Annotated in this window: 9 protein-coding genes; all 9 read left to right on the forward strand. The window is 62.9% G+C overall.

Going from position 1 to position 13,083, the window contains the following annotated elements; genetic code table 11:
* The first annotated feature begins 271 nt into the window (after positions 1-271).
* The 9 genes from IGX34_RS06685 (at position 272) to IGX34_RS22325 (ending at position 13,024) form a co-directional block, all read left to right on the forward strand.
* Entirely contained in the window at positions 272-2,398 is a 2,127-nt protein-coding gene (locus tag IGX34_RS06685; RefSeq protein WP_192554905.1) for a M13 family metallopeptidase, read from the forward strand.
* 424 nt (positions 2,399-2,822) lie between these two features.
* On the forward strand, positions 2,823-4,997 hold the full coding sequence (locus tag IGX34_RS06690; protein ID WP_192554906.1) for a TonB-dependent receptor: 2,175 nt from the start codon (positions 2,823-2,825) through the stop codon (positions 4,995-4,997).
* Between the two features lie 132 nt (positions 4,998-5,129).
* Entirely contained in the window at positions 5,130-5,816 is a 687-nt protein-coding gene (locus IGX34_RS06695) for a Fe2+-dependent dioxygenase (protein WP_192554907.1), read from the forward strand.
* Between the two features lie 276 nt (positions 5,817-6,092).
* The gene (locus IGX34_RS06700) at positions 6,093-6,719 is read left to right on the forward strand and encodes a GspH/FimT family pseudopilin (protein ID WP_192554908.1); all 627 of its coding nucleotides are present in this window, start codon (positions 6,093-6,095) and stop codon (positions 6,717-6,719) included.
* The gene (gene pilV, locus IGX34_RS06705) at positions 6,710-7,249 is read left to right on the forward strand and encodes a type IV pilus modification protein PilV (protein WP_192554909.1); all 540 of its coding nucleotides are present in this window, start codon (positions 6,710-6,712) and stop codon (positions 7,247-7,249) included. The genes IGX34_RS06700 and pilV overlap by 10 nt, the downstream gene beginning before the upstream one ends.
* An 11-nt stretch (positions 7,250-7,260) precedes the next feature.
* A complete protein-coding gene (locus tag IGX34_RS06710) occupies positions 7,261-8,112 on the forward strand; it encodes a PilW family protein (RefSeq protein WP_192554910.1) in 852 nt (283 codons plus the stop codon).
* 32 nt (positions 8,113-8,144) lie between these two features.
* Positions 8,145-8,753, forward strand: a complete 609-nt coding sequence (locus IGX34_RS06715) for a pilus assembly PilX family protein (RefSeq protein WP_192554911.1) — start codon at positions 8,145-8,147, stop codon at positions 8,751-8,753.
* Positions 8,753-12,478 carry a PilC/PilY family type IV pilus protein gene (locus IGX34_RS06720; RefSeq protein WP_192554912.1) on the forward strand — a complete coding sequence of 1,242 codons (3,726 nt, stop codon included), beginning with the start codon at positions 8,753-8,755 and terminating at the stop codon, positions 12,476-12,478. The genes IGX34_RS06715 and IGX34_RS06720 overlap by 1 nt, the downstream gene beginning before the upstream one ends.
* Before the next feature lie 66 nt (positions 12,479-12,544).
* The gene (locus IGX34_RS22325) at positions 12,545-13,024 is read left to right on the forward strand and encodes a type IV pilin protein (protein WP_274380816.1); all 480 of its coding nucleotides are present in this window, start codon (positions 12,545-12,547) and stop codon (positions 13,022-13,024) included.
* Positions 13,025-13,083 lie beyond the last annotated feature (59 nt).

Here is a 13,083-nt window from a genome sequence, read left to right on the forward strand (position 1 = left end):
GACAGGCCGGTAACAGCCAGACGACGAGGGTTCCGTTTTTTGTGTCAGCGCACGGGACGCAGCCTTGCCCTGCCCCGGTCATGGGCAACGCCAACCGGCCCGGCGCGCCCCAGACGCAGCCGGGCCGCCCACTACTACCCCTGACCTTTGACACTATGGGTGCCCATGACCTTTGACCTAGCGTGGAGGGTCATGGCCGGATCACGGGGATGGCCAGCCACACCGGAAGCCGCCTGCGCGCGTTCCGTCGACTCATATACGAGGGATATCCATGACCTACAAGCATTTGAAGCCGCTGCTGCTCGCCGCCAGCGTCACCTTTGCCCTGGCCGCCTGCGGCAAGCAGGAGCAGGCCGCGGCACCCGCCCCGGCGCCTGCCGCCACGGCACCGGCCGCCGCTGCGACCACCGCCAGCGCCGCCAAGCCGGCCAGCGTGTTCGACGCCAGCGAGCTGGATAGCAGCATCAATGCCTGCCAGGACTTCAACGGCTTCGTCAACGCCAAGTGGATCGCGGCCAACCCGATCCCGAACGACCGCACCAGCTGGGGCGCCTTCAACGCGCTCGCCGAAAAGAGCCTGGCGACCCAGCACGACATCGCCGACGAAGCGGCCAAGAATGCTGCCCAGGCCAAGGCCGGTTCGATCGAGCAGAAGATCGGCTACCTGTACCAGGCCGGCATGGACGAAGACGCCCGCAACAAGCTCGGCTTCGATCCGATCAAGCCCAAGCTGGCGCAGATCGACGGGCTGAAGACGCCGGCCGATATCAGCAAGTTCATCGACGACCGTTTCGCCGAGGGCGATCAGCAGGTGTTCCAGTTCGGCTCCGGCGCCGACTTCAAGGATGCCAAGCTGCAGATCGCGTTCGCCAACCAGAGCGGCCTGGGCCTGCCCACCGCCGACTACTACACCGATCCCAAGCACGCCGATCTGCGCGATGCGTACAAGGCGTATATCGCCAAGTCGCTGACGCTTACGGGCGTGTCCGACGCCGACGCGAAGAAGCAGGCCGACGAAGTGCTGGCCTTCGAAACGCAGCTGGCCAAGGCCTCGCTGACGCCGACCGAACTGCGTGATCTGAAGAACGAATACAACTTCGTCAGCGTGGCCCAGGCCGACAAGGTCACCCCGCACTTCAACTGGCAGGATTTCTTCAAGGCCCAGGGCCTGACCATCGACAAGGGCTTCTCGCTGTCGCAGCCGAAGTTCTTCGCCGAGTTCGACAAGCTGCTGGCCACCGCGCCGGTGGCGCAGTGGCAGGCCTATCTGCGCTTCCACGCGATCGATGACGCCTCCTCGGACCTCAGCACCGCCTTCCAGGACAACCGCTTCGACTTCTACGGCAAGACCCTGTCCGGCCAGCCGGAACAGAAGGCGCTGTGGAAGCGCGTGCTGGGCACGGTGAACCAGTCGATGGGCGAGGCGTTGGGCCAGCTGTACGTGGCCAAGGAATTCACCCCCGAAGCCAAGCAGCATGCGCAGGACCTGGTCACCAACGTGCGCGAAGCGCTGAAGAACCGCATCGAGCACCTGGACTGGATGAGCGACGACACCAAGCAGAAGGCGATCGACAAGTGGAACAAGTTCCTGCCCAAGATCGGCTATCCGGACCACTGGCGTAGCTGGGACGGCCTGGACGTCAAGCAGGGCGACTTCTACGGCGACGTGATGGCCGCCGCCAAGTTCAACTACCAGTACGACATCGGCCACATCGGCAAGCCGACCGACCGCACCGAATGGGGCATGACCCCGCAGACGGTCAACGCCTACTACGACCCGAGCACCAACACGATCAACTTCCCGGCCGCGATCCTGCAGCCGCCGTTCTTCTATGCCGACGGCGACGACGCGATCAACTACGGCGGCATCGGCGCGGTGATCGGTCACGAATCCAGCCACGGCTTCGACGACCAGGGCGCGCAGTACGACGGCGACGGCAACGAATCGGATTGGTGGACGTCCAAGGACAAGTCGCAGTTCAAGGATCGCACCGGCAAGCTGGTCGACCAGTTCAATGGCTATGCGCCGCTGAAGGACAAGCCGGACCTGCACGTCAACGGCCAGCTGACCCTGGGCGAGAACATCGCCGACCTGGGCGGCCTGAACGTGGCCTACGACGCGCTGCAGGAAGCGCTGAAGAAGAACCCGACCGAAGCGCAGGCCAAGATCGACGGCTACACCCAGGACCAGCGCTTCTTCCTGAACTGGGCACGCGTGTGGCGCCAGAACATCCGCGAGAAGCAGGCCGAGCTGTACCTCAACGTCGACCCGCACGCACCCGCTTCGCTGCGTGCGATCGGCGCGCCGTCGAACATGGCCGCCTTCGCACAGGCGTTCCAGTGCAAGGCCGGCGATTCGATGGTTCGCGATGGCGATAAGCAGGTGAAGATCTGGTAAGCCGATCGCAGTCGTAGAAAACCGAAAAGCCCCGCATGCGAATGCGGGGCTTTTTGTTTGCCGCTCGCGAAAGGGCAGCACCTCCCTCCCCTGCATAGCAGGGGAGGGTCGGGGGGGTTGTCCGAGCTTGCCGCAAGTTTGAAGAGCACCCCACCCCAGCCCTCCCCTACTTCATAGGGGAGGGGGCCGTTCGAGGCTTGAGAGATATCTCGCCCAGCATCGCCCCCGTTCCCCCAATGTCCGGCGCCCCGCTTCACAACTTCGTAACTCAATGCGATAATAGTAACGATTCGCATTTACTGGACGCGATTCAGGGGTAGCCAGCGGGATTGACCGCGCCTGTCGGAGCCAAAGGCCCCGACAACGCGCTCAAGCGAGCCAACCAACGCGTCCAGATACACCCCTCCACTTCCGACTGGTCACTATGCCCGCCAATTTCCGCGCTTCGCCCCTGCACGCCGCCCTGCTGGTCGCCCTGACCCTTCCTGCCGCGGCCCACGCGCAAACCGCCCCGGCCTCCAGCGACGACACCACCCAGACCACCGCCAAAGCCAAGCAGCTCGACTCGGTGCATGTCACCGGCAGCATCGTCGGCAACGACTACGACTCGGATATGTCCACTGTCGGCGCCAAGATGCCGACCTCGCTGCGTGATATTCCGCAGACGGTGGTGGTGGTGAACCGCGATCTGCTCGATGCGCAAGGCGCCACTTCGCTGTCGGACGCGCTGCGCAACGTGCCGGGCATCACCATCGGCGGCGCCGAAGGCGGCCAGATCGGCAACAACATCAACCTGCGCGGCTTCACAGCACGCACCGATATCTATATCGACGGCTTCCGCGATCCGGGACAGTACTACCGCGACGTGTTCGACCTGGATGCGATCGAAGTGCTGAAAGGCCCCTCCTCCATGCTGTTCGGCCGCGGCTCCACCGGCGGCGTGATCAACCAGGTCACCAAGGAACCGCAGCTGCAGAACTTCGGCCAGGTCACCGCCACGGTGGGCAGCGACGACCGCTACCGCACGACCGCCGATTTCAACGAACAGCTGTCGGCCACCTCCGCCGCACGCCTGAACGTCTACGGCCAGGACATGCACAGCACCCGCGATGTGCAGAAGAACCAGGATTTCGGCATCGCACCGTCGATCCGCTTCGGCATCGGCACACCCACCCAGATCACCTTGTCGGCGCTGATCCAGCGCAACCACGACATGCCCGACTACGGCCTGCCGCCGATCAACGGCCGCCCCGCCGATGTGAACTTCCGCAACTGGTACGGCCTGGAAGACGACCGCACCAACCAGACCGTCAACGAATTCAGCGCGCGCCTGGAGCATGCGTTCAACGACGACGTGAAGCTGCGCGAGCAGCTGATGTACAGCCAGTACGACACCGACGCGCGCGAAACCGCTGCCAACAGCGTGGTGACCAATACCGGCGTGACGCTCAACAAGACGCTGGGCAATCCCACCAGCCTGCCGCTGCAGGATCTGTACGTGCAGCTGGCCAGCCACGATCGCGTAATCCACGACGCCATCCTGGACAGCCAGACCGACCTCACCACCACTTTCGACACCGGCAGCCTGCAGCACACCCTGGTGACCGGCGTGGAACTGGCGCGCGAAACCTATAACAACCAGAGCTACACGCGGAACGGCCTGCCCCTGCTGTCGCTGCTGGATCCGGTGGAAGAAATCACCCCGGCCAACGTCACCACCACCAAGGGCAACTATGCGCAGTCGGTCGGCAAGACCGCAGCCGTGTACGCCAACGACACCATCAAGTTGAACGACCAGTGGATGCTGGTGGCCGGCGTGCGCCGCGACGAATTCGATGCGCATATCAGCAACACCGTCTCGCTGCCGTCCTATGCGCAGCAGACCGTGTATTTCACCAGTGTGCGCGGCGGCCTGATCTACCAGCCGGATGAAAAGCAGTCGTACTACGTCTCCTACGGCACCTCGTTCGATCCCTCGCTGGAACAGCTGACGCTGACCAACGGCACGCAGGATCTGGCGCCGGAGAAAAACCGTTCCTACGAAATCGGCGGCAAGTGGAACCTGATGGACGACGTGATCGCCATCAACGCCGCGCTGTACAACCTGGAACAGACCAACGCGCGCAGCGAAACCTCCTCCGGCGAATACACCCTGGACGGCAATATCCGCGTGCGCGGCGCCGAGCTCGGCGTGGTCGGCCATCTCACCAAGCACTGGCAGATCTTCACCGGCTACAGCTACATGGACGGCAGGATCGTGAAGGCGGTGGACGGCACCCAGGGCAATGTGCCCGCCAACACTCCGCGCAATACCTTCACCACCTGGACCACCTGGACCTTCGCCGAACACTGGGAAGCCGGCGGCGGCCCCACCTACATGTCGCAGCGCTATGCGGCCAATACCGACCTGGTCAGCGTCGGCGGCTACACCCGCTGGGACGGCACGGTGGCCTTCCACCAGCCCAGCTACGACATCCGCCTGAACATCCAGAACATCACCAACAAGCGCTATTTCGATGCGCTGATCCAGTCCGACGGCGGCCGCTCGGTGCCGGGCATCGGGCGCACGGAAATGGTGACCTTTACCTATAAGTTCTAAGCACGAAAGCCGCGTAGGTTGGCTTACCCCGGACGTGATCCGGGGTAAGCCAACGAATTCGCTTCGTGGCGACATCGTTGGGTTACGCTGCGCTAACCCAACCTACCTGTATTCCCGACGAAGGCCCGCCGCATGCTGGTGCACATTCCTGCCCTGCTCAACAGCGACCAGCTGGCGCACTTTCGCCAGCAATTGCAGGCCGACCACGCGCCATGGGTAGACGGGCGCGTCACCGCCGGCCACCAGGGCGTGCACGTCAAGCAGAATCAGCAGCTAGCCGAAAACTCAGGTATGGCGATCGAGCTGGGCCAGACCGTGCTGGCCGCACTGGAGCGGCACCCGCTATTCATCAGCGCAGCGCTGCCCAACCGCGTATACCCGCCGATGTTCAACCGCTACCAGGGCGGCATGCATTTCGGCAGCCACGTGGACGGCTCGATCCGCTTGCTGCCCGGCACCGGCCAGAAGATCCGCACCGACCTTTCCGCCACGTTGTTTCTTGCACCGCCCGACAGCTATGACGGTGGCGAGCTGCTGGTGGAAGACACCTACGGCACGCAAACGGTAAAGCTGGCCGCCGGCGATCTGATCCTCTACCCCGCCAGCAGCCTGCACCGCGTCAACCCGGTCACCCGCGGTATGCGCATGGCCTGCTTCTTCTGGGTGCAAAGCATGGTGCGCGACGACGGCCAGCGCACGCTGCTGTTCGATCTGGACAACGCCATCCAGCGGCTTACCGCCACCCAGGGCGACGAGGCCTCGCGGGTGAAGCTCACCGGCTGCTATCACAACCTGCTGCGGATGTGGTCGGACGTCTGACCCCGTAGGTTGGGTTGTAACCCAACATTCCCGCAGGTTTCGTTGGGTTACAACCCAACCTACCAGGCACCCCGGTTGGCCAAACGTTGATGGCCGTCAAGATTCCGACGACAAACGGCAGCGTTCTGCCGACGGGCGGTAATGCCTTTGGTATTCCCCTACAAGATAATGTCCAAGCGCCTACAGACCCGTCCGGGACTGGCAGGGGGAACAAGGGGGGCCGGTCGCGCCGGCCAACACACACCAACTCGGTAGCAGCTGCCGCACGGGGGAAGCATGAACACGATGCGCAAGCATCGCAGGGCGACAGCCGGCTTTACGGTGATCGAAATGCTGGTGGTGCTGGTTATCGCGGCCATTGTGATGGCTTACGCCATCCCCTCGTACAAGACCATGGTCACCAACTACCGGTTGACCGGCGAGCTCAACGACCTGCAGACCGACGTGGAACTGGCGCGCTCCACCGCCGTGCGCGAAGGCGCCACCGTCACCATGTGCCCGTCGGCGAACCCCACCGCCAGTGCGCCCACCTGCCAAAGCGCCACCACCACGCAGTGGAACACCGGCTGGATCATCTTCACCGACACCTCCACCACCACCAACAGCCAGCAATACACCGTCGCCAACGGCGATGTGCTGGTGCGCGTGCATGGACCGCTGCAGAACAACGATTCGCTGCTCTCCTCCTCTTCGGATACGGGCACGACCGTTTCTTCGCTGACCTTCAATCGCATGGGCGGCGCGACCAGTCTTGGTGGATCGGCGACCACGCCGCCCACCGGTTCGCTAGTGCTCAACGATGCGGCCGGCGACGCCGGCATGATCCGCTGCATCCAGATCGGGCTGTCCGGAACCATCAGTGTGTATTCGCCGCAAGCCGGGGGCACCAGCACATGTCCATGATTCACCTCAACCGCACCCGCGGCTACAGCCTGATCGAAGTGCTGGTTGCACTGGTGATCATTTCCATCGGCGTGATCGGTATCGCCGCGATGCAGGCTACCGCCTTGTCCGGCACGCATACCTCACAGACCGAATCGATCGCAGCGATCGAGGCACGCAGCCTGGCCGATGCCATGCTGGCCAATCCCGCCTTCTGGGATAGCGGCGCGGCACCGACGGCATCCGTCACCATCGCCAGCAGCACCTCCATCACCGGCAGCACGGCGCTCACCGCCACCACCGATTGCGGTGCGGGCAGCAATTGCTCCGCTTCGGATCTGGCTGCCTACGACGTGCAGCATTGGGCGACGGAATATTTCCAGCAAGTACCCAATGCGAAAAATGCCGTGGTCGCCTGTAACACCACCACGCCGCCGGTATGCACCATTCAGTTGAACTGGACCCAGAAGGCGTCTGCCGCGATCAATGGCGGCACGCAAAGCACTGCCACGGGCACCACCGTGACCTACACCCTGGTCAACCAGTTCTGAGCGCCATGACAATGATGACGACACGCGCCAAGCAACACGGTCTCAGCCTGATCTCACTGCTGATCGCACTGACCATCGGCATCTTCCTGCTCGCCGGCCTGTTCGACCTGTGGCTGCAGACGCGCAATACCTTCAATGCGCAGGGTTCGCTATCGCAGCTGCAGGACAACGAGCGCATGGCGCTCAGCAATATGGCCTCCATCGTACAAAGCGCCGGCTTCTATCCGCTGGCCGAAAACTACGGCACCAGTCCGCCGAGCCCGCTGCTTACGCCGACCAATGTATTTACCATTTCCAGCACTGCCGGCAGCTACACCGTCGGCGGACAGTACATCTACGGCACCAGCGGCACCTCCGGCTCCACCACGGCCCCCAGTGACACGCTCTACGTCCGTTTCATGGCCGGCGCCGCCAACGCCTACGACACCACCGCGTCGACCGCCAATGCGCTGGATTGCCTCGGGCAAACGCATAGCGACCGGGCCCTGGTTACCAATCAGTACTACGTCGATCCAACCACTTCGCAGCTGATGTGCAAGGTGACCGACGTTTCTTCCGCAGGGGCCATAACTGTCACCCCTGCCCAACCGATCATCAACGACATCACCACAGGTGGCGGCACCAGTACCTCCGGCATCTACCAGATGACCGTCACCTACGGCGTCGACCCGACCAGCACAGGCTCGGTCACGCAGTACATGAGCGCCACCACGATCGCTTCCGATGCGTATTGGATGTATGTCAGGTCCATGAAGATCCAGCTGATCTTCGCCAATCCGCTTGGCAACCAGGCAGGCCAGAAAGCGCAGCTTCCCGCCATTACCCGCATTGTCGCCGTCCCGCAGACAACCGTAACGATCTGATCGCCCTCAGCCACCATCACGCCTACATGCCTATGAACACTTTGCCCCAAACAGCTCATCGCAAGGAAGACGGCTTCGTCCTGATCGCCGCGCTGCTGATGCTGGTGGTGATGACCTTTATGGCTGTCAGCCTGTATCACAACTTCACCGTGCAGGAAAACATGTCGGCCAATACCAAGGAAAAGGGCCGCGCCTTCCAGATGGCGATGAGCACGCTGCAATACGCCGAGTATCAGGTACTGCAAAGCGGACTGAACACGGGCGTCGCCACCACCTGCTCCGGTCCGCCGAACGGTGATGTCTTCACGATCTGTCCCTACGACCCGACCAACGCAAGCAATTCGCAAATGCAGCTGGTGAGCGCAAGCCAAGGCACGCCCATGCAGATCACTAACGGCATGACCTACAACCTCACCACGGACGACAGCAGCGTCCAGTTCGCCACCAGTGGCGGCGCAGGCCTGTATTACAAGCAGCCGCAATACTTCGTCAGCTGGCTCGGCTACGACCCCAAATCCACCTGCCAGGCGAAGATCTACCAGATCACCGCACTGGGCTATGGCGGCACCGGCGGCGCAGTGGCCGTGGTGCAGAGCAATTACGAACTCACACCCACCGTCTGCAATCTGGGGAATGCTTGATGAAAACGATCCGGCTCGTCACCACAAGCATCACCCTGCTGGGCCTTGCCATCAGCGGTGCGTTGCACGCGCAGACCTCCAATGTCGTGCAGGACAGCTTCACCGGCGCCTCCGCCACCAATACCTGGGCGCCCTTCAACGGTGCCTGCCTTACGGCGGGCACCGGCAGCGGCTCGGTGCCCAAGTGCTCCGGCCTGGCCTATTACGGCAGCCAGACGCAAAAGGGCCTGGGCACCGGCAATACCGATCCGGTCGGATCGGGCGCGCTGCGCCTTACCAATGCGGCGGACGATGAAAACGGCGCGATCATTTCCACCACCCCGTTCTCCTCGGGCGCCGGCATCCAGGTGACTTTCACCACCTACACTTATGGCGGCGACAACTCCGGCGGCCACGGTGCGGACGGTATCGGTTTCTATTTGCTCAACGGCGGCGATGCCGCCAATGTGATTGCGGCGTCGGCCAACCCGAGCAACAGCGGCAGCACCAACAAATGGACGCTGGGCGCATGGGGCGGCAGCTTGGGCTACAGCTGCTCGAACGGCAACACCCCCTACGACGGCATGACCGACGCCTATCTCGGCCTGGGTATGGACGAGTTCGGCAACTTCCTCAACGCCGGCGACAATACCTATTCCGGTGCCTTGAATGCCGCCAACGCCACCAGTGGTACGGGTGTGACGTCAGGCTCCGTATCGGGGCTGGCCGGCGGCAGCGGCCCCGAATACCAGCCCGGACGCATCGGCTTGCGCGGCTACGGCAATATCAACCTGATTTCGCTGCAAGCTGTGAATGCGACCGCCAGCACCAGCGACGTGTTGAATACGTGCAAAAACGGCGGCAGCTATAGCTACACGTCCGGCTACAACAGCGTAACGACCTATTCGTACACCTATAACAACGGCTCCAAGAACAAAACCTACTCGGGCTACCTGTATCAGCAGACGACCAGCAAGGGCAAAGTCAGCTATACGCTAGCCGGCTCAACCTCCAGTACGACCGATGGCTACACCGGCACCGACAATTTGCCTTACGGCCAGGTCAACACCACGTACTACCCCGTCACCGTCAATTCCAAGACGACAACGACTCCGATCACCTCCACGGCAACCTTCGCCGATTACGCGGCGATCCCCAACGGCTACGTCAACCTTCCGTCCACTACGCCGCTGGCCAATGAAGGCGCCAGTGCGCGCGCCAGCGCCACGGCGGTGGCGTACAAGCTGACGGTGACGCAAGACGGCATGCTCAGCCTCGCCTATAGCTGGAACGGCGGCACCTATCAGCCGGTGATCACCAACCAGAGCATCCAGCAATCGAACGGAACGATGCCCAGCAGCTTCCTGTTCGGTTTCGGCGGCTCGACCGGCGGCAGCGACAACGTGCACGAAATCACCTGCTTCCAGGCCATTCCGGCCACGCAGACGGCGAGCTCGGCCGGTATCAACGTGCAGCAGAATTCGCAGATCACCACCGCCTCGCAGGTTTACCTGGCCTACTACCACACCACCAACTGGTGGGGTCAGATCGAAGCCGTGCAACTGGTCGCCAATGCCGACGACAGCGTGACCTTCGGCAGCGTCAACTGGGATGCATCGTGCGTGCTGACCGGCGGCGCCTGTACGTCCACGGGTGCAACCAGCGGCACCGCCCAAGGCCCCAGCTCGCGCAACCTGGTCACCTGGAGCGGCACCGCCGGCATTCCCTTTACCTGGGGCCGCCTTACCACCGCCGAACAGGCGTGGCTGACCGCCGGCGATACCAAGGGCAGCGACCGTGCGTCGTACCTGTCGGGCGATCGCACCAACGAAATCAACAGCCAGGGCGTCGGCGAGTTCCGCGCACGCACCAGCGTGCTGGGCGATGTGGTCAACTCGAGTCCGGTATGGGTCGGCCCCCCGTCCACGGATTACCCTGACAGCTGGCAGGACCTGACCAACTCGTCCATCACCTCCAAGCTCAACGAAAACCAGAGCGGGGTGCAGACCTATTCGGCATTCAAGACCGCCGGAGCCACCCGCTATAACGTGGTATACGAAGGTTCGAACGATGGCTTCATGCACGCCTTCTGGGCCGGCGAGTTCAGCAGCAGCGGCAACTACGTCACCAGTGACAACACCGGCCAGGAATTGATGGCCTACATGCCGCAGGCGGTGTTGCAGAACATCCACTCCACCACGGCCGCACTGGACTACTCCTCCACCAATTACGGCCATAACTACTTCGTGGATGCCACGCCCGGCACAGGCGATCTGTTCTACGGCAAAGCCTGGCATACCTGGCTGGTCAGCGGCCTGGGCGGCGGTGGCAACGCCATCTTTGCGATCGACATCACCAGCCCGTCCACCACCATGGGTTCGGGCAATATCGTCGGCGAATGGTCCAACTCCAGCAACAGTCCGCTGGTGTGCTACGGCGATACCACGGCCAATCCCTGCATGAGCCACCTGGGCAAGACCTACGGTACGCCGGTCGTGCGCCGCCTGCACAATGGCGAATGGGCCGTGATCTTCGGCAACGGCTTCAGCAACTCGGTGGGCGATGCCGGCATCTATGTGATGACCATCAACAGCAGCGGCCAGGTCGACACGACCTACTACCTGAGCACAGGCGTGGGCAGCACCACGAATGCGCAGGGCGCCAACGGCATTGCCTACGTCACGCCGGTCGACCTGGATGGCGACCACATTACCGACTACGTTTACGCAGGCGACTACTACGGCAATGTCTGGCGCTTCGACCTGACCAGCGCCACAGCCACCAGCTGGGCTGTGACGAAGTATCCCAATACCTCCAATGGCGCGCTGTTCAGCACGCCGTCGACCGCCTACGCCACCAAGGTCGGTACCACGACGGTCAATGCCACCACCTACCAGCCCATCACCAGCCAGGTATTGGCGCTTTCCGTATCGCCGTCCACCCAGGGCGCCGCGCGCGTGCTGATCGAATTCGGCACCGGTGCGGTGCAGGCGCAGAGCCTCGCGTCGGCCGCCGTGTATGCCACCGGTCCGCAAACGATCTACGGCATCTGGGACTGGAACATGGGCGTGGCGGGCACCCCCAGCGCCAACTATGCGGGCCTCAGCGGCACCGCGGCGCCGGCCAAGAACACGCCCATCACTACCACCACGCTGCAACAGCAGACCACCACCGCTTACACCGCGACCTTGAGCAACGGCACCACCCAGTCCTACGAAACCCTTACCGCCAATACCGTGTGCTTCGTGGGCCTGAACTGCAATAACAGCAGCGGAAAAACCGTCGCCGGCACCATGTATGGCTGGTACCTGCCGCTGACCAACTACACCGGTGTCAACGGCGTGGGCGTCAATGCATCGGGCGCGCCCAACCAGACCGAGCAGGTGATCTACAACCCGATCGAAGAAGTGGGTGCCTTCGTGGTCAACACCACCATTCCCGCCAACAACTCGCCGCTGACCTGCACCAACACCGACAACGCCGGCTTCACCCTGGCGATCGATCCGGGCACCGGCGGCGCGTTCGCCCAGTCGTTCTTCCCGGATCCGGCGACCGGCAAGTTCGACACTGTCAACGGCCAGGCGATCAGCGGCTATGGCCTGGGCGGTACCGGCAGCGGCAGCTTTGTCACTTACAATGGCAAGACCAGCTACATCACGCAGGGTCAGCCCACGCCGCAATCCTCGCTGGTCAACCCGCAGAACATGGCCTACGGCAATCGCCTGACCTGGTTCCAGCTGCACTGATCGGACAGAACTGCCATGTCACTCGTCAACACTGCACCACGCGCCTTGCCGGAACAGGGGAAATTCATGTCGAACGCGATGTCATTGTCCTCGCTGCGCCAGCGGCTCAACGCACGCGGCGCGCTGGGTTTCACCCTGATCGAGCTGATGGTGGTGGTGGCGATCGTCGCAATCCTCGCCGCCATCGCCATGCCGATCTACCAGCAGCAGGTGCAGCGTTCGCGGCGCACGGCGGCGAAAACGGCGCTGCTCGACGTGGCCAGCCGCGAAGAAAAGTATTACTCCACCAACAACAACTACACGACCAGCTTCGGTAGCCTGGGCTATAGCGGTGCCCCCACCACGCTGAGCATTCCCGGCAACGGCCAGAACTTCTACACGGTGCAGTTCCCGGCGTCGGCATCGACCTCCGGCACCAGTTTCTCTATCCAGGCAGTACCGGTGTCCACTGGCCCGCAGGCCAGCGACGCATGTGGCACGTACACCCTCACCGACCTTGGTGTGCAGGGCAATTCGGGCAATTCGCAGACCTCAGGCTGCTGGTGATCTTTTGATTCACGCAGCCCGCACTCCACATCTTCTTCACAAGGCATAGCCAGCCCCGT

Origin of the sequence: Dyella acidiphila (assembly GCF_014863405.1) — a bacterium.
In the GTDB taxonomy this organism is placed as follows: domain Bacteria; phylum Pseudomonadota; class Gammaproteobacteria; order Xanthomonadales; family Rhodanobacteraceae; genus Dyella_B; species Dyella_B acidiphila.